Source organism: Bittarella massiliensis (ex Durand et al. 2017) (genome assembly GCF_009876955.1).
GTDB lineage: Bacteria > Bacillota > Clostridia > Oscillospirales > Ruminococcaceae > Bittarella > Bittarella massiliensis.
The window spans coordinates 224,153-244,811 of the sequence record NZ_WWVY01000002.1; the positions used below are offsets into that span (position 1 = coordinate 224,153).

Here is a 20,659-nt window from a genome sequence, read left to right on the forward strand (position 1 = left end):
TGCAGGGGGATTTGCAGATGTTGAAAGGATATTGGCGTCACCGGGGGTCCTTCCGCGGGAAAAAGCGGAGGCGGCATGCGGCCCAGGCGACCGCGGCCGAGGCAGCAGACTTTTTTCTGCCGGAAACCTTCCGGCAGCCGCTGTGCTACCTGGACGAGCACGATGCCTGCTTTCGCGCCCGGCGGCAGGGCTTTGGCCGGGACTGGGCCGCCTTTCGCCGCCAGGTGGAAAAACAGGGGGTGCTGACCGGGGCGTACTGCGCGCTGTTTGAAAAGCGGCTGGCCCACCTCTGCTACCTGTACAGCGCCGGGGCCATTCTGGCGGGGATGCAGGAAGTGGTCGCCTTTGGGGTGGAGGGGGTGGCGCTGGCCCCGTTTGCAGACGACGAGGGCGGGCGGGCCGCCCTGCACGATGCCATTTTGTGGAAGGCGGGCTCCCTGGACCGGGAGGCGCTGGCCTGCTGGCCGGTTGCGGAGGCCGATTTTTGCGCCGTGCTCACCCCACAGGCGCGCAAGGCGTACCAAGGGCTGAAAAAGGTGCTGACCAGTTGTTTTCGCAGTTGGCTGCCCGTCTGCTTTATCGCGGGGTTTGAGGTGCTTTTGGCCGACCAGCAGCACCCGGTGGGAGCGGCGCTGGTAGACCAGGTAGAGCGGATCTACCGCCTGCTGGGACTGGCGCGGGAGGCGGACCGCCACTGGGAATTTTGAACGCAGTCGAACAGGGGGCAGGACAGCCCCCTATTTTTTACGGGCAAAACCGGCGCGCTTGTGGTATCATAAGGGATGAAAAAGGGCGGCGAACCGCCCGGGGAAAGGGGGCGCGCCGGATGGACGACCGGGTCATCTTGCACTGCGACTGCAACGGCTTTTACGCCTCGGTGGAGTGCGCCCTCAACCCGGCCTACCGATCGGTGCCGATGGCCGTCTGCGGCGACCCGGAGAGCCGCCACGGGGTCATTCTGGCCAAAAACGAGCTGGCCAAGGCCTTTGGCGTGCAGACGGCGGAGACGGTGTGGCAGGCCCGGCGAAAGTGCCCGGAGCTGGTGCTGGCGCCGGCCCACCACAAAAAGTACCGGGAATTTTCAGAGGCGGTCAACGCCATCTACTGCCAGTACACCGATTTGGTGGAGCCCTTCTCCATCGACGAGTCGTGGCTGGACGTGACCGGCAGCCGGACCCTCTTTGGCAGCGGGGTGCAGATTGCCAACGAGCTGCGCCGCCGGGTGAAAAAGGAGACCGACCTGACCATCTCGGTGGGGGTGAGCTTCAACAAAATCTTTGCCAAGTTGGGCAGCGACTACAAAAAGCCGGACGCCACCACCCTCATCACCCGGGAGAACTACCGGCAGATCCTCTGGCCGCTGTCGGTGGGCTCGATGATCTACGTGGGAAAGGTGGCGGCGGAAAAGCTCTCCCGCGCGGGGATCGACACCATCGGCCAGTTGGCCCAGGCCGACGAGGCCCTGATCGAGCGGCTGCTGGGGAAGGCCGGCATGGCGGTGCAGCTGTATGCCCGGGGCGAGGACGAGGAGCCGGTGCGCCCTGCCGGGGCCGAGCGGGAGGTCAAGAGCGTGGGCAACGGCATCACCTTCCGCCGCAACCTGGAGGGGGAGGAGGACGTGCGCGCCGGGCTGCTGATGCTCTGCGACACGGTGGCGGCCCGGCTGCGCCGCTACGGCCTTTGCTGCCAGACGGTGCAGGTGCAGATCAAGTCGCCCCAGTTCAAGGTGATTTCCCGCCAGCGGCAGTTGGAGCGGGGCACCGACCTCTCGCGGGAGCTGTTTGCCGCCTCCATGGAGCTGGTGCGGCAGAACTGGGACCTGCGCGCCCCCATCCGGATGCTGACGGTGACCGCCGCCGGTCTGGGCGGGAAGGACAGCGGGGAGCAGCTCTCCCTCTTTGCCGACCAGGCGGTCCTGGCCCAGCGGGAGAAGCAGCGCCAGCTGGAAACGGCTATGGACAGGGTGCGCTCCAAATACGGGGAGAGGGCGCTCTCCTTTGCCTCCCTGCTAAAGACCGACATCGTCAGCAAGAGCCAGGGCGAAAAGCTGCGCGTCGAGGGGAGCGAAGGGCCCGACTCCCCCGCCGGTCCCCCCGAACAATAGCGGGGCCCGCCAAAAAAAGTTTACAAAATCCCCCCTTCGTCCCCTGGCGCGCAGGGTCCGCCGAGGCCCATCACAAGCCCCTTTCAGGCCGTTTTTCAAGACTTTCCCCATCTTCTGGACTTGTTCACATTTGGGTGTTACAATAGGGGACAAATGCCAAAACCGCCCGCAAAAGGGCGTTTTCTCACAACTTTATTTTCCGCAACAAAGGTGGTCGTAACTGATGGAAGAAACCAACTTCACCCCACAGCCCCCCCTCTCCCCCCAGCCGGGAGAACCGTCCGGCGCGCCGGATGCGGCGGAGCACCCCTCCCCCGCCCCGGCCTTTGACCGCCCCGAAGGGGCCGCCGACTTCACTCCTCCCCCCGCCGCAGGGGGCGAAACACCCCCTGTGCCGCCGGTCGCCCCCCCTCTCTCCCCCGTAAAACAGGCCAAAAAGGCGCTGCGGCGCTGTTCCAACCGCAACAGCCTGCTGCTGCTCTTGCTGGTGGTCGGCACCAACCTGGTGGCCCTGGGGGTGCTGATGGCGATGAAGCTGCTGGGGGTGCGGATGAGCACCACCGCCTTCGACACCGTGGCCAACCTGATCTCCTACGGCTCGCTCTACCTGGTGATGGCCCCCCTGCTGCTCATCGGCAACGCCGGTCAGCCCCACAAGGTGCGCACCTACTTTACAAAGCCCAAGGCCAGCGGCAAGGAGATCGCCAAGTGGACCCTCATCGGGGTGGGGCTCACCTACGGCATCAGCTATGTCTTCAACTTTCTCTTCACCATCATCCAACTGCTGTTCGGGGTGGAGCTCGCGGCCCCCAGCCTGGTGACCGACACCGGCTTTGCCAACGCCCTCATCTCCTTCTTCTTCATGGCTCTGGCCGCCCCGCTGATGGAGGAGCTGATTTTCCGGGGGACCCTGCTCTGCCACACCCTGCCCTTTGGCAGTTGGTTTGCCATTGTGGTGGTGGGCGTCTCCTTTGGCCTGACCCACATGAACTACCAGCAGCTGTTCTACGCCATCATGATGGGGATCGCCGCCGGGTTTGTGGTGGTCAAGGCCCAGTCCATCTGGCCGGCCTTGGGGATCCACCTCTCCATCAACCTCATCGGCGCCACCCAGTCCATCCTGGCCGGGCACATCGACCTGTCGGTGCTCACCGGCGGGGGCAGCAGCCGCTATGTCATGACCTACCTCCTCTCCAAGCTGCCCTACCTGCTGCCGATCCTGCTCCTCTCCCTCCTCTGTCTGGCGGCGGCGGTGAGCGGGTTTGTCCTCTTCGTCATCGAGGCGGTCAACCACAAGGACACCTTCCGCCTGGAAAACCCCTGCACCGTCCTCACCCCGGCACAGAAGGCGGCGACCTACCTGTCGGCCCCCGGCACCATCCTCACCCTGGCGGTGATGCTCGGCATGACCGTCTGCAACGCCCTGGGCGTTTTGTGAGCGACCGCGCTCCTGAACCGCTCCAATAAAAACGGATAAGAGACACAGTACCCCCCGACGCAGTTTGTTTTTCTGCGTCGGGGGGTACTGTTTTGAAGGGGCGAAGACACCTATATGCCCAAGCGCTGTTGCCGGAGAGCGGAACAATGCCATCAGTCCGAAAAGGGGATGGGGCTGATCACCGGTTTGCCGTAGCGGTCCAGCAGCGGGGTGAGCCCGCCGGAGTACCCCTCTTGGTGAAAGAGGTAGTTGACCCCCGTCACCCGGTCCACCCAGATTTGGGTGACGCTCATGGTGCCCTGCTTGTAGACAACGATAAAGCGGTCGCTGGGTTTTGCCATCTCTCATCCACTCCTTTTCCGCCCGCCTGTAAGGGGGCTTTTTCAGTGTACGGCAAACGGGGAGTGGCTGTCAACAGGAGAAGGGGCAGCGCCCCTCTCTGCGCCCCGTCGCCGAGATGAGCCCCCGTGGCCCCCTTGCAACAAAGAGGGCGATATGGTACGGTGGTGAAAAGAGCGATGCGCTTTTGGATGAGAAGGCGCACTCGATAAATCGCGACTTGTGGAGGCAATAATGTATAAGGAAGATTGTCCGTGCAAAAAGAAGAATTGTGAACGGCACGGTGATTGCGATGCTTGCAGAGCTTATCACGCAGAGTCCAAGTGAAAGCGCCCGTGTGAGCGAGAGAAAAAATCACTTTTTTCTTTGCTGAAGAAGAGAAACGATTGAACCAGTAAGATTTTAGCTTATATAGGTCAGCTTAATGCGACTTATTGGGCACAAGGCGGCCCAGTGGCCTTGGAAAAGTCGGTCGACTTTCCATTTGGACCCCAGACAGGATCCCGCAAAGAGAGGCCGCCCCGCAGAGGGAGGCGACCCCTCTTTTTTTGCAGCGCGGCCCCACCGGCACAGGGCGAAAAGAGGGCGCAGAAAAAAATGGGTTAAACAGCCGCGTTTGGGGAACACTGATGGGGAAATCGAGGTGATCGTTTTGAAGCGTGAGGAAATTGCCCGCCTGCTCCCCCTGAAAGAGAGTTTCGACCTGCTGGAAAAGCCGGTGGTCATCGGCGACCGGCAGTGCTCGGTCTTTTTTTTAGACGGGTTCATGAAGGACGACCTCTTCCAGCGCATCCTGCAGTTTTTCTTCTCCATCACCCCAGAGCAGATGGACGCCCTGGAGGACCTGGAGGACTTCTGCCGCCGCTTTCTCCCCTACACCGAATACGCGGTGACCGAGCGCCCGGAGGAGGCCGCCCAGGCGGTGTTGTCGGGCCCCTCCGTCCTGGTGATCGAGGGATTTGCCGGGGCGGTGGTGATGGACACCCGCACCTACCCCAACCGGGGCATCGACGAGCCGGAGAAGGACAAGGTGCTGCGGGGTTCGCGGGACGGGTTCTCCGAGACGGTGGTCTTCAACACCGCCCTCATCCGCCGGCGCATCCGCGACCCGCGGCTGACCTTTGAGATGCTGTCGGTGGGCGAGTCCTCCAAGACCGACGTGGCCCTGGGCTATATCGACGGGGTGGCCGACCCCAAGCTGGTGGGGGAGCTGCGGGAGAAAATCAAGGCCCTCACCCCCAAAAACATGGTCATCAACCAGCAAAACCTGGTGGAGCTGCTGCTGAAAAAGCCCTCCATCAACCCCTTTCCCAAGGTGCGCAACACCGAGCGGCCGGACGTGGCCGCCGCCCAGTTGGTGGAGGGGCGGGTGGTGCTGATCGTGGACAACTGCCCCACCGCCATCATCCTGCCCACCTGGCTGGCCGACTTCTCGCAGGAGGCGGACGACTTCTACTTCCCGCCCCTGGTGGGGTGGTACATGAAGCTGATCCGGATCGCCACCTCCCTGCTGACCATGCTGGTGACCCCCCTCTGGCTGGTGCTGCTGCACTATCAGGACGCCCTGCCGCCCCTCCTCTCCTTTCTCAAGGTGCAAAACGACACCGGCATCCCTCTGATTTTGCAGCTGCTCCTCATCGAGTTCGCCATCGACGGGCTGCGGCTGGCCTCGGTCAACACCCCCACGGCGCTGGCCAGTTCCCTGAGCATTGTGGGGGGGCTGATTTTGGGGGACTTTGCGGTGCAGTCGGGGGTGGTGGTGCCCCAGGTCATCTTCTACATGGCCTTTGTGGCCATCGCCACCTTCTCCCAGCCCAGCATCGAGCTGGGGTATTCCATCAAGTTCTGCCGGATGCTGTTGCTGATCGGGGCCTGGGCAGGGGGGCTCTGGGGCTTTTTGCCGGTTCTGGTCTTCTGTCTCTGGCTGGCCTACGCCAACCCCACCATCACCGGGAACCGGTACTTCTACCCGGTGCTCCCCTTCTCGCTGCGGGGGTTCATCGCCCTGTTCAAGCGAAAGTTCTCCCGCAACAGCGAAGACGTGCCCCACATGGGAAAATAAAGGGCGTATTCACGGGCCGGCGCACCATCGCGCCGGCCCTTTTTTGCCACACGGCGGCCAGGTGTGGTAGAGTGGGAGAGGGGATCGCCTGACACCCCGGCGCAGGGAAAGTCAAGACCCCGGCGCTGCCAAGGGGTATCATGGTCTCATGCGGAAGGGAGTGGAGAGATGAACTGGATCACCGGGATACAGCGGGCCATCGACTATGTGGAGGAACACCTCACCGAACCGGTGGACTACGAGGAGGTGGCCAAACAGGCGCTGTCCTCCAGCTTTCACTTTCAGCGGGTGTTCGCCATCCTCTGCGGCTTCACCCTGGGGGAGTACATCCGCTGGCGGCGGCTCTCCCTGGCGGGGAGCGAGTTGGTCGGCACCGGCCGGCGGGTGCTGGACATCGCCCTGAAATACGGCTACGATACCCCCGAGAGCTTTGCCCGGGCCTTCACCCGCTTTCACGGGGTGACCCCCTCTCAGGCCAAGGCCGGTGGCGCCGTTCTCAAGACCTTCTCCCCCCTCTCCGTAAAATTGATTTTAGACGGAGGAACGACCATGGACTATCGCATTGTAAAGCAGGGCCCCTTTCAGATGATCGCCAAAAAGAAGCGGGTGCCGCGGGGGGAGGAGACCACCGCGGCCGAGATTTCGGCATTCTGGCGGCGGTGCGGCGCAGACGGCACCATCCCCGCCCTCTGCCGCTACACCGACCAGAAAAGCCCCTTCGGCCAGCGGCTGCTGGGGGCCAGTTTCGGCGAGGACGCGGCCGACCGAGATTTTCCCTACGGCATCGGCGGGGTCTACAACGGCGCCCCCATCGCCGAGGCGGACTTTACGCTGGAGGACATCCCCGCTCACACCTATGTGGTCTTCCCCTGTACCGGGGCCATGCCCGACGCATTTCAAGCCCTCTACCGCCGGATCTACAGCGAGTTCTTCCCCGCCAGCGAGTACCAGCCCTGCGGAGGGCCCGACTTCGAGGCCTACCCGTCCGACCAGGTGGACTCCCCCGACTACTGCTGCGAGATCTGGGTCGCCGTGGAGAAAAAGTAGAGACAGCAAAAAGAGAGGCGCCGCTCGATGCAGCGCCTCCCTTTTTTGCGCTTATGGGAGGAGGGCCTCCTCTTTCAGCAGCGCTCGGGCCAGGCGTTCCAGCGACGCCCGGGTGTTGGCGGCGCGCCCGGCCCAGACCCCCTCCAACAAAGCCCGCTGCAACCGGCCCACCTGGGGGCCCGGCACGGCCCCCAGGGCCAGCAGGTCGCCGCCGGAAAGGGCCAGCTCCCGAACGGTGAGACAGACCCCCCGCTCCAACAAGGACAGCAGTCCGCCGGTGAGCTGTTCGGCCGTCTCCTCGGAGAGGCGGCCTGTGGCCCGCCAGAGGGCGACCTGGCGGAGGGCCCCCTCCCGCCCCCTATCCGCCAAAAGTCGGCAGAGGGCGGGCGTTTCCCGGGGAATGGGGGCGTGGGCGGCGGCGACCAGGGCCGTCACCTCTCCGGCGGTGCGGCGGTCGGGGCGCAGGCGGGCAAGCAGCGCTTCGGCGCGGCCGACGGCCCCCTCTTCCGGCCCGGCCAGACAGAGGAGGGCCAGGCGGAGGGGGAAGTCGGCCGGGGCGGCCTCGACCGCTTCGGCGGCGGCCAGCCAACCGTCCTCCTCCCCCCCAGCGGGGCAAAGGGCGGGGGCAGCGGCCCAGAAAAGGGGGCCGAACCGGGCTAACAGCGCCCCCGCCCCGGGACAGGGGAGGAACCGCCGCCACTCGGCCAGCACCCGCTCCCCCGAAACGCCGGACAGCAGCCCGGCCGCCGCGTCCATGGCGGCGGCGGTGGCGGGGTGGATGGCAAAGCCGAGCTGGGCGGCAAAGCGGACCGCCCGCAGCAGCCGCAGGGCGTCTTCCTCAAAGCGGCGGGCAGGTCCGCCCACACAGCGGATGAGGCGGCTTTGCAGGTCTGCCCGCCCGCCAAAGGGGTCGCAGAGCCCCCGCCGGGGGGAGTAGGCCAGGGCGTTGACGGTGAAGTCCCGGCGCGCCAGGTCCTCCTCGACGCGGTCGGAAAAGGCGACCGTGTCGGGGTGGCGGTGGTCGCGGTAGGGCCCGTCGAGGCGAAAGGTGGTCACCTCCACGGCCTCCCCCTGCCAAAAGAGGGTCACCGTGCCGTGGGCAATGCCGGTGGGAACGGGGTGGCAGTCGCCAAAGAGGGCGAGCACCTGTTCGGGCCGGGCGGCGGTGGTCACGTCCCAGTCGTGGGGCGGGCGGCCAAGAAGGCTGTCACGGACACAGCCCCCCACCGCATAGGCGGGAAAGCCCGCCGCCTCCAGCCGCCCGAGGATGGCCGCGGCGGCGGGGGACAGGGCGATCTTCTCCATGGTCAGCCCTCCCTTTTTGGCCTGTTCAGAGGTCGATTTCCAGCGATACGGGGCAGTGGTCGCTGCCGAAGATGTCGCTGTGGATGGTGCAGTCTTTCACCGCCCCGGCGATGCGCGCAGAGACCAAGAAGTAGTCGATGCGCCACCCGGCGTTGTTCTTGCGGGCGTTGAAGCGGTAGCTCCACCAGCTGTAAGCGCCGGTCAGGTCGGGGTTGCGGGCGCGAAAGACATCGGTAAACCCGCTGTCGAGAAGGGCGCCGAACTTCTCCCGCTCCTGGTCGGAGAACCCGGCGTTCCCCCGGTTGCTCTTGGGGTTTTTCAGGTCGATCTCCTGGTGGGCGACGTTCATGTCGCCGCAGACGATGACCGGCTTCTTCTCGTCCAGAGCGTGCAGATAGGCGCGAAAATCGTCCTCAAACTGCATGCGGTAGTCGATGCGGGCCAGCTTCTCTTTGGAGTTGGGGGTGTAGACGTTGACCAGGTAGAACTGGGGGTATTCCAGGGTGAGGACCCGGCCCTCGGTGCCGTGGGTGTCGATGCCGATGTCCCGGGTGAAGGACAGGGGTTCGGTGCGGGCGAAGACGGCGGTGCCGGAATAGCCCTTTTTGAGGGCGCTGTTCCAGTACTGGGCATAGCCCGGGGTCTCTATCGGGACCTGTCCCTCCTGCATCTTGGTCTCTTGGATGCAGAACAGGTCGGCGTCGGCCGCCGCAAAAAAATCAAAAAAGCCCTTGGTGATACAGGCGCGCAGGCCGTTGACGTTCCAGGTGACAAGTTTCAAAGGGGGTTCCCTCCTCGTTTTTTTGTAGTGGATGGGCGGCTTTCCGCCCGCGGCTGCGGTTTTACAGGCGCGGCTGCGGTCTTAACCGGTGGGGCGGCGGACAGGGAAAGACAGCCTGACCGGCCGTCCCGCCGCCGCAGCCGCGCAGCGGGCCCTGGCCATGGAGCGGGGCGCAAACGGCGTCTGCACATCTGCCCGGCCATCCCCGGTATCACCGCCACTTCGTGGCTATTATACCACGAAAAAGGGCGCTCCAACAGCGGGAGCGCCCTTTTTTGGCGGGAAATAGGCCGCGGCCAAACGGGAGACTAGGCGGCCAGCAACACGATGTTCAAAATCCAGCCCACAGCGCCCAGGGCGGCGCCGATGATGCTCAGCACCAGGCCGAAGATGGCCATCACCTTGGAGGTGGACTTGATGCCGGTGATCCCGGCGGTGATGCCCACGATCCCCAGGACAATGCCCAGCAGGGCCGAGAAGTACCAGGAGACGGGGATGGAGAGGATGCCCATCACCAGGGCCAGCACCGCCTTGCTGGTGGGGTTGTGAACGGCCACCGGCACCGGGGTGGGCTGGGCGGCGGCCGCCTGCTGTGGCACACCCTGGGGGACGCCTGCCGGGGGGACCGCAGCGCCCTGAACGGCAGCGGCGGGGGCGCCTTGGGGCACCGCGTCGGCGGGGGTGACCTGGTTGAGCAGGCCGATGAGGGTATCCACCCGCTTTTTCAAGTTGGCCTTGGGCAGGGCGCCCATAAAGCCGTCCAGCCCCATCTCCCCCGCGTAGACGCCGGGGAGGATGGCGTATTTCAGCCAGGCCTCGATGTGGACCTTGCCCCCGCCGTAGACCAGCTTGACAAACTGGGGCGCGGTCATCATGCCGACGCCCTTCTTCCAGACGATCTCACCCTTGACATTGGCCACCTCGAACCCCTCTTTCAAAAAGAAGTCCTCCGAGATGAACTTGATCATGTCGTCGGGTTTGTTGCACGCAAATTCCGCAATAAATCTGCTCACAGTCGCATATCCTCCTCAAAAATTTATCTTCCACAGCGAAAAGACGCTGTCGACAGCTCGTTATTTCTTTGACATATAGGAGTAAAAAAGAGGCCATTCCGGCAGGGTCGCCTGTGGGCGGAATGGCTCTTTTTTTCGGATAAAACGCCTACTTGACGAACTCGCCCTCGCGGGGGTTCCCGGCGGCGTTGGCCTCGTCGGTATCGATGTGCATGGCGGTGGCGAACTTGTCGCTGACGCGGATCACCACGTCGCCGAAGATGAGGGAGCGCTCAGGGGTGTCGACCTTGACCTGGACGATCTCCTTGTCGGAAACACCGTAGGCGGCGGCGTCCTCGGGGGTCATATGTACATGGCGCTTGGCGACGATGACGCCCTCGCTCAGCTCGACCTCACCCGCGGGGCCCACCAGTTTGCAGGGGGCGCTGCCGGCCACGTCGCCGGACTCCCGCACCGGAGCGGCGACGCCCAGCTTGCGGGCCTCGGTGGCCGAGACCTCGATCTGGGTGGCCGAACGGGTGGGACCCAAAATCGAGACGTGGGGCAGGGTGCCCTTGGGGCCCACCACGTCGACCCGCTCCTCGCAGGCGAACTGGCCGGGCTGAGACAGGTCCTTTTTGGGGGTCAGCTTGGCGCCCTTGCCAAACAGCGTTTCCAGGTCGGCCTCGGTCACGTGAACGTGGCGGGCAGACATCTCCACCAGGAATTTTTTCATCGTGCAATCCTCCCAATTGACTGCCGGGGCGCACCCGGCGAAATAGCTGTGACATCCGCCCGGCGGGCGGCGGCAAAAAGCGACGGTCCCCCGCTTTCAAAAGGGGGCGGCAGTCGCCTCTACACTCTATTTTATTGTATCACAATCCGCCGGCTTTGCAACGGAAAAAGAGGGATTTTTTCGGGAAAGGGCAGAGGTGGATCGGTGTCAAAAAAGGCCGGGGAGGAATAGAATGCCCTACCATTTCCCTGCGGCAAAATGAGCGGCCGCTCCGGCGGCGCTTTTTCCCCTGCCCTCCTTCCGGCGAGAGGGGCGGGGCGCGCCGCCGACCTTCCCTCGCCGGAGAAAAGGGGTTTTGACATGATGGATCACAAGGGAAAGCGGCTGGACTTCTTTTTGGCCGCCAACAGCCCGGTGGGCTTTGCCAGCTATTTTGGCGCCCTGGACGGGGGCGACCCGGCCTTTACCACCTACATACTGGGCGGCTGCCCGGGCTGCGGCAAGTCTACCCTGCTGCGCCGGGTGGGGGAGGCCCTGCTCGACCGGGGGGAGACGGTGGAGTTCATCCACTGCGCCTCCGACCCGGGCTCCTACGACGCCGTGCTCTGCCCCGGGCTGCACCTGGGGGTGGTGGACGGCACCCCGCCCCACGGGATGGTCCCCCGCTACCCCGCCCTCGCAGAGCAGTTTGTCGACCTCTACCGCTTCACCGACCCGGCGGCGATCGCCCCCCACCGGGAGGAGATCACCGCCCGGCTGGACGAGAGCGCCCGGCTACAGCGGCGCTCCGGCCGCTTTCTCTCGGCGGCGGCCTCGCTGCTGCGGGACAACAGCGCCGTGGTGACCCCCTGTCTCGACCTGCCCAAGCTGGAGCGGTACGCCCTCTCCACCGCCAAGCGGCTGCTGCCCCCGCTGGACAAGAAGGGGCGGACCTTTGACCGCTTCCTCTCCCACCTGACGCCCTCCGGGCCCCAGCCCCTCTGCGAGACGGCGGCGGGATTTGGCCGGGTGATTTTGCTGGAGGACAGCTACCAGACGGCGGCCCCCCTCTTTTTGGAGCGGATGGCCAAGATCGCCCTGGCCGCCGGGTACGACGTCTACGCCTGCTACTCCCCCCTCTCCCCCTACGACAAGCTGGAGCACCTGGTCCTGCCCGAGGCGGACCTCTGTCTCGTCAGCGAGCCGCGGCAAAACGCCTACGCCCAGGCGCTGCCCACCCCCTTCCGCCACGTGTACAGCCGCCGCTTCACCGACCTGGACGCCCTCTACCCCTACCGCAACCGCCTCTCCTTCAACAAAAAGGCGGCCAAAGAGCTGGTGCGGGAGGCCGCCCGCCTCTGCGCCGAGGCCCAGGAGGCTCACCGCCAGGCCGAGGCCCTCTACGCCCTGGGCACCGACCGCGCCGGAGTCGACGCCCTGGCGGGGCTTTTGGTGGAGAAGCTGACCGCCCGCTAGGAGCCGACCAAATCCCAGCGGCGACAAAAAGGGGCGCATATCGCGCCGGAGGGCGGTCTATAATGCAACTATACCGCTATCCGAAGGAAGGGGGCGCAATATGGCACGTCCAAAGAAGGCGCGAAACTTCGACGAAGAGCTGATGAAGGTCGAGGCCCAGATCACCCGGCACAAGAACACCATTGTGGAGCTGGAGGAGACCCGCAAGCAGATCGTCCGCGAAAAGCAGCAATCAGAGCTCAGCGCTGTCTATCAGACCATCTCCGACTCGGGGATGTCCATCGACCAGGTCATCTCCCTCATCCGGCAGCAGTCGGGCGAGGGCGAGAGCCGGGCCAGTTGAGCGCAGACAGCAAAAAAAGAGGGCCGACCCCGATTGGGGCCGGCCCTCTCTCCGTCTTCAAAATCAACCGTGGAAGTAGGAGAGCACCAGCGACCCGGCGATCTTCATGCCGGTGGGCAGGCTCTCCAAGTCGATCCACTCGCCCCGGGTGTGGGCGCCGCCCCCGGTACAGACCCCGAAACAGGCGGCGGGGATTCCCTGGGAGAGGGGGATGTTGCAGTCGGTGGAGGAGGCCAGCATCTCGACGCGCTTGCCGGTAAACTGCTCGATGGCGTCGAGGCAGCGGCCCTCCAGCTCCCGCTGGGCGGCGGGGTCCACATCGCCGGTACAGGGGCGCTCGCCCAGCAACTCGACCTCCACCTCGATGCCCATGGCGCGGTAGCACTCGACCGTCTTTTCAAAGAAGTTCTGCATGAAGGCCAGATCCTCCCGGCAGTCGGAGCGAAACTCGTAGAGCATCTCGGCGTTCTGGGCGATGGTGTTCACCGAGGTGCCGCCGGAAATGGTCCCCACATTGTAGGTGGTGCGCCCGCCGGTGGGGGCTTTGACGGTGTAGAGGGTGTCGATCATCGAGGCCAGGCAGGCGATGGCGTTGCGATTGCCAAAGTTGCCGTAGGAGTGGCCGCCCTCGGTCTTGATCTCGACCCGGTAGCGCTGCGAGCCCACCGCGCCGTTGCAGAGCATCAGGTAGTAGCCGTCAAAGGAGACCACCTGGCGGATGCGCCCGGCGTAGTCCTTTGCCAGCTGGCGGGAACCCTTGAGGTTGCCCAGCCCCTCCTCACAGGAGTTGGCCACAAAGAGAACGCCGCAGTCGGCCTGCAGTCCCTGGCGGGTGACATAGGCCGCCAGCATCATCAGCACGGCCAGGTTGGCGGTGTCGTCCCCCACGCCGGGGCAGTACATCTTGCCGCCCTCATAGCGGGGGGCAAAGGGCTCCAGATCGGGGAAGACGGTATCGGTGTGGGCCATGAAGATCATCACTTCGCCCTCCGGCTTGCAGCCGTAGGGGTAGACCACATTGAGGGCCTCGTCTATGTACACCCCCTGCGCGCCGTGCGCTTCAAACCAGCGCTTGCAGAAGTCGGCCCGGGCCCCTTCGTTGTGGGAGGGGGCGGGGATGGCGCAGAGGTCGGCGATCAGGTCGATCAAGGCCTGGCGGTTTTCCTCTACATAGTCGAGGAAGGTCTGGGGCAATTTTTCCAGCATGACAGGTTCCCTCTTTCTTCAAGTAGCTTTGCAGGCCGCCCGCTGCACGGCAGCAGCGGCTGCGGTTGCCCCCATTATACCACGATTTGGAGAGGGTGGGCCGAAGGGAGAGAAAAAAGATTTGCTCCTCTCCCCCGCTCGCCGTTCGGCGGGTGGGGGTATGTACTCTCTAGAGGCGGGGGCTGCTGGTCTGAAAGTCGGCGATGATGCGAAAGACCGGCTGGTTGGCGGGGACCGTTCCCCCCGCCTTGCGGTAACCGGCCATGTAGGCGTCCCGCACCAAGTTGAAGAGGATCCCCTCAAACTCGTCGTACTTTAGGCTGTCAATAAATTGTCCAAAATCCTTTTCAAAAGCATCCATTTTTTTCTCCTTTCGAGGGGGTGTCTCGCATTCCCCTCTGGTTTGACAGAGCTTGTGCTGTCTGCGACGTTTCCCGTCCCGATGTGACTGGTTTAGCTTCATTATAGGGCTGGAAAACGGCGCAGATTGTCGATTTTGGAGGGATGGACGCATCTTTACAACTTTGAAACAAATGGCTTTATGATGCGGATGGTCTCGTTTTTACAGGGGCTCTACCCCCTGTATTCTTTCGACAGGGTTCCCCATTACAAAGAGGAGAAAAAGCAGACCTTAAAAGGCGCCGCCCCACCCTTTTGCAGGGTGGAGGCGGCGCCCCGATGACATTTGGCAGGTGTCTAGTTTTTGTAGACCTTGCCGTCTTTCATGATAAAGGTGACCGCTTTGAGGGCGGTGATGTCGGCCAGGGGGTCGCTGTCCACAGCCACCACGTCGGCCAGCAGACCCTCTTTGAGGGCGCCCACCCGGTCCTCCCAGCGGATGAGCTGGGCGGCCCACTTGGTGGCCGAGAGGATGGCGTCGCCCGGGTCCATCCCCTGTTTCACCATCAGCTCAAACTCCAGCGCCTGGCTGCCGTGGGTGGCAAAGGGGGTGCCGGTGTCGGTGCCGAAGGCGATCTTGATGCCCATCTTGTAGGCGCGGGCAAAGGTGGCGAAGTGGGTCTCCATCACCTTTCCGCACTTTTCCACCAGGGGGGCGGGAATGCCCATCTGGGTGCCGTTTTTCATGATGTGCCAGGGGGCCTGCAGGGTGGGGACCAGCCAGGTGCCGTTTTCCAGCATCAGGTCATGGGCCTCCTGGTCGGCCATGGTGCCGTGCTCGATCGAGGTGATGCCGGCGCGCACCGCCATCTTGATCCCCTCGGCCCCGTGGGTGTGGGCGGAGGTGATGCGACCCTTGACCTTGGCCTCGTCGATGACGGCCTTCATCTCCTCAAAGGTCAGCTCGGGGGCACCCGGGTCGTCGCCGAAGGAGAGGACGCCGCCGGTGGCCATCAACTTGATTTGGTCGGCGCCGTATTTGAAGTCCTTGCGGGCGGCCTTGCGGCCCTCGTCGGGGCTGTCAATGATGAAGCCCATGCTGGTGTCGCCGGTGATGTAGGGGTTGAAGCTGCTGTCGGCGTGGCCGCCGGTGGTGCCGATGGGGATGCCGGAGCAGAACATTCTCGGGCCGTCGATCTTGCCGGCGTTGATGGCGTCGCGCACGGCGATGTCGGTGAAGAAGACCGACCCCTCGTCGCGGATGGTGGTGAAGCCGGCCATCAGGTCGGACTGGGCGTTGCAGATGGCGGTGATGGTGGAGTCGCCGATGGTCTGTTTGCTCATGTAGTCGGTGGCGGGCTCCCCGTTCATGTTCACGTGGACGTGGCAGTCAATGAGGCCGGGCAGGACGTATTTGTCCGACAGGTCGACCACCTCGTACCCCTCCTTCAGGGGGGCGCCGGTGGACAGGGCCTCGATCTTGTTGCCGTCGATGTAGAGGTCGACCCCCTCGACGAATTGCTTGGTGGCGGTGTCAAACAGGTGGCCGCAGCGCAGGACTTGTTTCATCTTACCATTCTCCTTTATCGTATCTCGTTTCGGTGGGCTGTCTGCGGGGGCTATCCCTTGCAGACCTGGCCGCCCTTCATGACGAAGGAGCAGTCGCTCACCGCTTCTATGTGTTCCAGCAGGTTTTGGTCAAAGGCGGCGAAATCGGCGAATTTGCCGGCCTCCACGGTGCCCACCCGGTCGGACCAGCGCATCAGCTCGGCGTTGACCTTGGTGGCTGCCAGCAGGGCCTGGGCGGGGGTAAAGCCGTAGCGGACCATCAGCACCAGCTCATAGGTCTGCTCTCCATGGTGGTTGAAGAAGGTGCCGGCGTCGGTGCCGAAGCCGATTTTGACCCCCTTCTCCCGGCATTTAGCCAGATTTCTCTGGTGGTTTTCCAGGCAGCGGGCCGATTTCTCCACCGCCGAGGCGGGGATGCCGGCGTCGGTGCCGTACTCGACAATGCGGTCGCCGGCGATGATGGTGGGGACCAGGTAGGTGCCGTGGGCGGCCATCAGGTCGATGCACTCGTCGTCCATCAGCATCCCGTGCTCGATGGTGGCCACCCCGGCGCGGATGGCGTTTTTGATCCCCTGGGCGCCGTGGGCGTGGGCCGAGGAGAGCTTGCCCCGGCTGTTGGCGATGTCGAGCATGGCCTTCATCTCCTCAAAGGAGAGTTCGGGCGCGCCCGGCTCCCCCGGGGAACCCACCCCGCCGGTGGCCATGATCTTGAGCTGGTCGGCGCCATACTTGAACATCAGCCGGGCGGCCTTGCGGGCCTCGTCGGGGCCGTCAATGACATAGCCGTACTCGTGCATCCCGGTGATATAGGGGTTGAACCAGGAGTCGGCATGGCCGCCGGTGGAGCCGATGCAGAGCCCGGAGCAGAGCATCCGCGGCCCCACCACCTTGCCGGCGTTGATGCCGTCGCGCAGGGCGATGTCGGCAAAGCCGTAGGAGCCCATGTCCCGCAGGGAGGTAAAGCCCGCCATCAAATCGCTGCGGGCATTGCAGAGGGAGCGGATGGTGCAGGCCCCCACCGTCTCGGAGATCATCTGCTCCATAAAGTTGAGTTCACCGTCGATGTTGGTGTGGACGTGGGCGTCGATGAGGCCGGGGGTGACAAATTTGTCCGACAGGTCGATGACCTGGTAGTCCTCCCCCCCAAACTGGGCGCGGGGCATCACCGCCTCGATGGTCTCGCCGTCGATCAAAACGGCCTGGTCGCGGAGCACCTCTTCCCCGGTGGCGGGAAAGAGCTGACCGCAAAAGAGCACTTTTTTCATGGAATCCCTCCCTCTCTGTTCGCCAAAATCGCGCAGGCAAGCCATTTGTTGAGAATTGCAGTTTAAAGCACGAAAGCGAATAAAGCAACGATAAGTGGCTGCTCACACAGCCACTTATCAGATTATACCAGTATTTTTAGCCCTTGTAAACCACGCCGTCCTTCATGACAAAGGAGCAGTGGTTCATGATTTCGATGTTGTCGAAGGGGCTCTCGTCAAAGGCCACCACGTCGGCCAGCTTGCCGGCCTCGATGGTGCCGACCTTGTCGCCCCACTTCATCAGCTCGGCGTTGGTGCGGGTGGCGGCAATCAGGCACTCGGCCACCGGGAACTTGCCGTACTCGGTCATCAGCCCAAACTCGCGGGTCTGCTCGCCGTGCCGGTTGTAGTAGGTGCCGGCGTCGGTGCCAAAGCAGATCTTCACGCCCTTGGCGCGGCATTTCTCCAGGTTTTTGCCGTGGTTCTCCAGGCAGCGCTGGGCCTTGCCCACCGCCTCGGCCGGCAGGCCGTTCTCAACGCCCATGGCGACGATCCGCTCGGCGGCGATGATGGTGGGGACCAGATAGGTGCCGTGCTCGACCATCATGTCCATGCACTCCTCGTCCATCAGCATCCCGTGCTCGATGGAGGTGATGCCGGCGCGGATGGCGATTTTGATGCCCTCGGCCCCGTGGGCGTGGGCGGTGGAGATCTTGCCGCGAGAGTTGGGCACATCGAGGATGGCCTTCATCTCTTCGTAGGTGAACTCGGGGGCGCCGGGCTCGTCGCCGATGGACATGACGCCGCCGGTGGCCATGACCTTGATCTGGTCAGCGCCGTATTTCAGGGTGTAGCGGGCGGCCTTGCGGCCGGCGTCGGGGCTGTCGATGACCTGGCCCATGCTGTGCTGCCCGGTGATGTAGGGGTTGTAGTGGGAGTCACAGTGGCCGCCGGTGGTGCCGATGGGGATGCCGGAGACGAACATTCTGGGGCCGGTGATCTTGCCGGCGTTGATGGCGTCGCGCACGGCGATGTCGGCAAAACCGTAGGAGCCCTCGTCCCGCACGGTGGTGAAGCCCGCCATCAGGTCGGACTGGGCGTTTTTCATGCTGTCGATGGTCATGTCGCCGATGGTCTTTTTGCCCATGTCGTCCATGCAGGTGACTTCGCCGTTCATGAGGGTGTGCAGATGGGCGTCGATCAGGCCGGGCATGACGAACTTATCGGACAGGTCGATGACCTCGCAGCCGTCGCAGTTGCACCCGGAGATGGGGCCGACCGACTCGATTTTATTGCCGTCGATGACGATGGCGATGTTCTCCAGGACCTTGTCGTCCACCGCACTGAAAAACTTGCCGCATTTGATCACTTTTTTCACAATCATCCACTCCTTTTTTATTTGAGGGGCCGCCTGTCGAAAAGCCGGCGGGCAGCACGTCTGTACAGCGTTGTATTTCCAGGGCGCTTTAACGGTTTAAAGCGTCCCCTTTCTGCAAGTGAACCGCCTGCCAAAGCAGACGGTCAACTCGCAAAACCTTCTTTCCAAACTCACAAGACGCAATTTTTCCCAACAGAAACCGCTTCTGTGAATGCGCTCTCCCCGCTCCTCGCTTAGGAGAAGATGAAGGGGGAGATGATGCTGGCAAAGACCACCGAGGCAATGGTGACGGTGGTGAAGCCGCCGACGAGCATTTTGGGCAGGATCACGGCGGAGACAGCAGCCTTCTGCTCGTCGCTGGCGTCCAGACCGGCGACAACCTCGTCGGTGATGACCTGGGTGCCGGGGTAGCCGATGAGGGCGGTCATGCCGATGGCGATGGAGACCAGGGGGCTGTAGCCCAGCAGTTTGCCCATGATGATGGCGAAGATGCCGATGCCGACGGCGCCGATGACCAGGGTGCCGACCAGGGGCAGGATCATGTCGAGGAAGGCAGCCGGGGTGACCGAGGTGAAGGAGCCGGGCAGGACCGCCAGCAGGGCGATGCTGAAGAAGCCGTAGGCACCGGCCTTGGTCAAGGCGTTCTTGTTCAGGAAGCCGATCTCACAGAAGATGATGCCGAAGAGGAGGTAGGCCACGTTGGGGTTGAGGATGTAGTTGACCGGGTTGGAGCCGGGGATGACGGTCAGCATGGCCACAACGTAGGCGATAAAGGCAACGATGCCCAGTTTGGCGATAATGGAAGTGGGGGTGTTGAGGAACTTGGGCCCCTCGGGCAGGAAGCAAAGGTTGATCTTCTTTTTCTTGCCGGTGGAAGCGCTCTCGGAGACAATGCCGTTTTTGACCATCTTGCCCGCCTCTTTCTTCAGGCAGAAGGAGGCAATGGGCATACCGACGAACATCTGGAAGGCCACGACCAGCATGGCGAACCCGCCCAGAGCGGGCTTGCCGGCGGCGACGGCGGCGTCATTGGTGATGATGCCGGCAATCACCCCGCCCGCGATGGGGGAGGCGGCGCTGAGGGCGTACTCTTTGCCGAAGAGCCAGGTGGAGATGGTGAAGCTGACCAGGGCCAGGCCCACCAGGCCAACCAGAGCGATGACAACCGTCTTCCACTCTCTCAGCAGGGACTCCAGGTCGAGGATGGTGCCCAGGTTGACCAGCAGCACGGCGATGCCGAAAGCACTCATCATGCCGGGCAGGGTGCTATCCGCAACCGAAGTGGCCGGGATAATGCCGGTCCAGAACCCTACGAGGTAGACAAAGCACCCCACGATAATAGCGGATATCAATCCTTTTGTTTTCTCTGCCACGATGTCGCCGAGGGCGAAGACGACCACGAAGACGACAAACGAGAACAGCGGTGTCCAAATTGTTGTCATCAGATTTCCTCCTAAATCGAATTTGACGAAGGCTGTTGGGGGCCCCGTCGATTTGATACACATTATAGCACGGCCCCAGAGGCTTGTCACCGGGTCGGTCACAGTTTTGTAACATTTTTTATTTTAGCGGTGAAAAGTGGTGAAACGAATAGTGAATTTGGCCAAATTGTAAACAAAAAACCATACAAGATATGCAATGAATGGGAAATTCCACCCCCTCTTGCCTTCCCCTTTTCTCCATTTGGGTGTAAAATGGGACAGAAAGAGCGCAGATATGCCCGTATTTGCCACCCATTTGAGAGGGGGGAGAGCGGTTGCTCCACTGGATCCGTGCCCTGGTCGGCGACATCGTCAAAAACTGGCGGCAATTTGCCCACTATGTGTTCTGGGGGGCCATTACCGCCTTTCTAAATCTCTGCCTTTTCTTCGTCCTGGCCAACTGGTGCGGCTGGAACTATGCCGTCGCCAATGTGGCCGCTTGGGTGGTCTATGTAGTGGCGGCCTACTTCTCCAACCGCTGGTTTGTCTTCCGCCAGCGCGGGGGCGGGGCGCGGGCTGTCTGGCGGGGCCTGCGGGACTTTGCCGGCTGTCGGCTGGGCACCTGTGTGCTGGAGACCGCCATCATGGCGCTGCTTGTCTCAGGGCTGGGACTTCCCCAAAACCCGGTAAAGATCGGGGCTTCCGCCCTCTCGGCCACCATCAACTACATTGTCAGCCGGTTCTGGATTTTCGGCAAGGTGAAAAAAGAGGCCAGGAAGTACACCGGGGAGAGGTGAACGGCCCCGCCGGGGAAAGTCGCCCTTTTGTCGCACCAAAAACCAAGGGGGCTTTGCTAAAATTGCCCCACAAATAATTAGAAAGAGAAGGGGGGGCGCTGCG

The 20,659-nt window shown here is 63.3% G+C and carries 19 protein-coding genes; 8 read left to right on the forward strand and 11 right to left on the reverse strand.

The genetic code is table 11. The features are described from left to right. Nucleotides 1-17: 17 nt before the first annotated feature. The 3 genes from GT748_RS02150 (at nucleotide 18) to GT748_RS02160 (ending at nucleotide 3,542) form a co-directional block, all read left to right on the forward strand. On the forward strand, nucleotides 18-707 hold the full coding sequence (locus GT748_RS02150; protein WP_161213278.1) for a hypothetical protein: 690 nt from the start codon (nucleotides 18-20) through the stop codon (nucleotides 705-707). Nucleotides 708-826: 119 nt separating this feature from the next. Continuing rightward, the gene (gene dinB, locus GT748_RS02155) at nucleotides 827-2,104 is read left to right on the forward strand and encodes a DNA polymerase IV (protein ID WP_021658521.1); all 1,278 of its coding nucleotides are present in this window, start codon (nucleotides 827-829) and stop codon (nucleotides 2,102-2,104) included. A gap of 223 nt (nucleotides 2,105-2,327) precedes the next feature. Next, the gene (locus GT748_RS02160; RefSeq protein WP_021658522.1) at nucleotides 2,328-3,542 is read left to right on the forward strand and encodes a CPBP family glutamic-type intramembrane protease; all 1,215 of its coding nucleotides are present in this window, start codon (nucleotides 2,328-2,330) and stop codon (nucleotides 3,540-3,542) included. Nucleotides 3,543-3,694: 152 nt separating this feature from the next. Here GT748_RS02160 and GT748_RS02165 read toward each other — a convergent pair whose 3' ends face one another. Then, nucleotides 3,695-3,883 carry a DUF6440 family protein gene (locus tag GT748_RS02165; protein WP_021658523.1) on the reverse strand — a complete coding sequence of 63 codons (189 nt, stop codon included), beginning with the start codon at nucleotides 3,881-3,883 and terminating at the stop codon, nucleotides 3,695-3,697. Nucleotides 3,884-4,524: 641 nt separating this feature from the next. Between GT748_RS02165 and GT748_RS02170 the strand changes: the two genes are divergently transcribed. Both GT748_RS02170 and GT748_RS02175 read left to right on the forward strand, forming a co-directional pair. Further along, complete coding sequence (locus GT748_RS02170; protein WP_161213276.1) at nucleotides 4,525-5,943, forward strand: spore germination protein; 1,419 nt, start codon at nucleotides 4,525-4,527, stop codon at nucleotides 5,941-5,943. Nucleotides 5,944-6,111: 168 nt separating this feature from the next. Next, entirely contained in the window at nucleotides 6,112-6,990 is an 879-nt protein-coding gene (locus GT748_RS02175) for an AraC family transcriptional regulator (RefSeq protein WP_021658526.1), read from the forward strand. Nucleotides 6,991-7,041: 51 nt separating this feature from the next. On the opposite strand, the gene GT748_RS02180 is transcribed toward GT748_RS02175, so the two are convergent. The 4 genes from GT748_RS02180 to GT748_RS02195 form a co-directional block, all read right to left on the reverse strand. Then, on the reverse strand, nucleotides 7,042-8,295 hold the full coding sequence (locus GT748_RS02180) for a CCA tRNA nucleotidyltransferase (RefSeq protein ID WP_021658527.1): 1,254 nt from the start codon (nucleotides 8,293-8,295) through the stop codon (nucleotides 7,042-7,044). A gap of 25 nt (nucleotides 8,296-8,320) precedes the next feature. Further along, nucleotides 8,321-9,076, reverse strand: a complete 756-nt coding sequence (locus GT748_RS02185; RefSeq protein WP_021658528.1) for an exodeoxyribonuclease III — start codon at nucleotides 9,074-9,076, stop codon at nucleotides 8,321-8,323. 308 nt (nucleotides 9,077-9,384) lie between these two features. Further along, the gene (locus tag GT748_RS02190) at nucleotides 9,385-10,089 is read right to left on the reverse strand and encodes a DUF4190 domain-containing protein (RefSeq protein WP_073260984.1); all 705 of its coding nucleotides are present in this window, start codon (nucleotides 10,087-10,089) and stop codon (nucleotides 9,385-9,387) included. Between the two features lie 148 nt (nucleotides 10,090-10,237). Beyond that, on the reverse strand, nucleotides 10,238-10,804 hold the full coding sequence (locus GT748_RS02195) for a PduL/EutD family phosphate acyltransferase (protein ID WP_021658625.1): 567 nt from the start codon (nucleotides 10,802-10,804) through the stop codon (nucleotides 10,238-10,240). Between the two features lie 360 nt (nucleotides 10,805-11,164). On the opposite strand from GT748_RS02195, the gene GT748_RS02200 reads away from it, so the two are divergent. Both GT748_RS02200 and GT748_RS02205 read left to right on the forward strand, forming a co-directional pair. Beyond that, a complete protein-coding gene (locus GT748_RS02200; RefSeq protein WP_059004888.1) occupies nucleotides 11,165-12,259 on the forward strand; it encodes a hypothetical protein in 1,095 nt (364 codons plus the stop codon). Nucleotides 12,260-12,359: 100 nt separating this feature from the next. Next, nucleotides 12,360-12,602 (forward strand): hypothetical protein, encoded by a 243-nt coding sequence (locus GT748_RS02205; protein WP_021658437.1) that lies wholly within the window; start codon nucleotides 12,360-12,362, stop codon nucleotides 12,600-12,602. Between the two features lie 63 nt (nucleotides 12,603-12,665). Here GT748_RS02205 and GT748_RS02210 read toward each other — a convergent pair whose 3' ends face one another. The 6 genes from GT748_RS02210 to GT748_RS02235 all read right to left on the reverse strand — a co-directional run bounded on the left by GT748_RS02210 (nucleotide 12,666) and on the right by GT748_RS02235 (nucleotide 19,780). Continuing rightward, the gene (locus GT748_RS02210) at nucleotides 12,666-13,808 is read right to left on the reverse strand and encodes a M20/M25/M40 family metallo-hydrolase (RefSeq protein ID WP_021658438.1); all 1,143 of its coding nucleotides are present in this window, start codon (nucleotides 13,806-13,808) and stop codon (nucleotides 12,666-12,668) included. Nucleotides 13,809-13,977: 169 nt separating this feature from the next. After that, nucleotides 13,978-14,169 carry a hypothetical protein gene (locus GT748_RS02215; RefSeq protein ID WP_021658439.1) on the reverse strand — a complete coding sequence of 64 codons (192 nt, stop codon included), beginning with the start codon at nucleotides 14,167-14,169 and terminating at the stop codon, nucleotides 13,978-13,980. Between the two features lie 335 nt (nucleotides 14,170-14,504). Next, on the reverse strand, nucleotides 14,505-15,716 hold the full coding sequence (locus GT748_RS02220) for a metal-dependent hydrolase family protein (protein WP_059004885.1): 1,212 nt from the start codon (nucleotides 15,714-15,716) through the stop codon (nucleotides 14,505-14,507). A gap of 50 nt (nucleotides 15,717-15,766) precedes the next feature. Continuing rightward, nucleotides 15,767-16,981, reverse strand: coding sequence for a metal-dependent hydrolase family protein (locus GT748_RS02225; protein WP_052537598.1), 1,215 nt, complete (start codon nucleotides 16,979-16,981; stop codon nucleotides 15,767-15,769). A 136-nt stretch (nucleotides 16,982-17,117) separates the two neighbouring features. Beyond that, nucleotides 17,118-18,338, reverse strand: coding sequence for a metal-dependent hydrolase family protein (locus GT748_RS02230; protein WP_073260986.1), 1,221 nt, complete (start codon nucleotides 18,336-18,338; stop codon nucleotides 17,118-17,120). Between the two features lie 233 nt (nucleotides 18,339-18,571). Continuing rightward, nucleotides 18,572-19,780, reverse strand: coding sequence for a hypothetical protein (locus GT748_RS02235; RefSeq protein ID WP_021658442.1), 1,209 nt, complete (start codon nucleotides 19,778-19,780; stop codon nucleotides 18,572-18,574). A gap of 314 nt (nucleotides 19,781-20,094) precedes the next feature. Here GT748_RS02235 and GT748_RS02240 point away from each other — a divergent pair, with 314 nt between their 5' ends. Further along, nucleotides 20,095-20,556 carry a GtrA family protein gene (locus GT748_RS02240; protein ID WP_021658444.1) on the forward strand — a complete coding sequence of 154 codons (462 nt, stop codon included), beginning with the start codon at nucleotides 20,095-20,097 and terminating at the stop codon, nucleotides 20,554-20,556. Nucleotides 20,557-20,659 lie beyond the last annotated feature (103 nt).

Excerpts from the sequence above, each read along its gene's own strand:
- GT748_RS02150 (WP_161213278.1), top strand. The coding sequence starts at position 18 with ATGTTGAAAGGATATTGGCGTCACCGGGGGTCCTTCCGCGGGAAAAAG.
- dinB (WP_021658521.1), top strand. The coding sequence starts at position 827 with ATGGACGACCGGGTCATCTTGCACTGCGACTGCAACGGCTTTTACGCC.
- GT748_RS02160 (WP_021658522.1), top strand. The coding sequence starts at position 2,328 with ATGGAAGAAACCAACTTCACCCCACAGCCCCCCCTCTCCCCCCAGCCG.
- GT748_RS02165 (WP_021658523.1), bottom strand. The coding sequence starts at position 3,883 with ATGGCAAAACCCAGCGACCGCTTTATCGTTGTCTACAAGCAGGGCACC.
- GT748_RS02175 (WP_021658526.1), top strand. The coding sequence starts at position 6,112 with ATGAACTGGATCACCGGGATACAGCGGGCCATCGACTATGTGGAGGAA.
- GT748_RS02180 (WP_021658527.1), bottom strand. The coding sequence starts at position 8,295 with ATGGAGAAGATCGCCCTGTCCCCCGCCGCCGCGGCCATCCTCGGGCGG.
- GT748_RS02195 (WP_021658625.1), bottom strand. The coding sequence starts at position 10,804 with ATGAAAAAATTCCTGGTGGAGATGTCTGCCCGCCACGTTCACGTGACC.
- GT748_RS02200 (WP_059004888.1), top strand. The coding sequence starts at position 11,165 with ATGATGGATCACAAGGGAAAGCGGCTGGACTTCTTTTTGGCCGCCAAC.
- GT748_RS02205 (WP_021658437.1), top strand. The coding sequence starts at position 12,360 with ATGGCACGTCCAAAGAAGGCGCGAAACTTCGACGAAGAGCTGATGAAG.
- GT748_RS02210 (WP_021658438.1), bottom strand. The coding sequence starts at position 13,808 with ATGCTGGAAAAATTGCCCCAGACCTTCCTCGACTATGTAGAGGAAAAC.
- GT748_RS02215 (WP_021658439.1), bottom strand. The coding sequence starts at position 14,169 with ATGGATGCTTTTGAAAAGGATTTTGGACAATTTATTGACAGCCTAAAG.
- GT748_RS02220 (WP_059004885.1), bottom strand. The coding sequence starts at position 15,716 with ATGAAACAAGTCCTGCGCTGCGGCCACCTGTTTGACACCGCCACCAAG.
- GT748_RS02225 (WP_052537598.1), bottom strand. The coding sequence starts at position 16,981 with ATGAAAAAAGTGCTCTTTTGCGGTCAGCTCTTTCCCGCCACCGGGGAA.
- GT748_RS02235 (WP_021658442.1), bottom strand. The coding sequence starts at position 19,780 with ATGACAACAATTTGGACACCGCTGTTCTCGTTTGTCGTCTTCGTGGTC.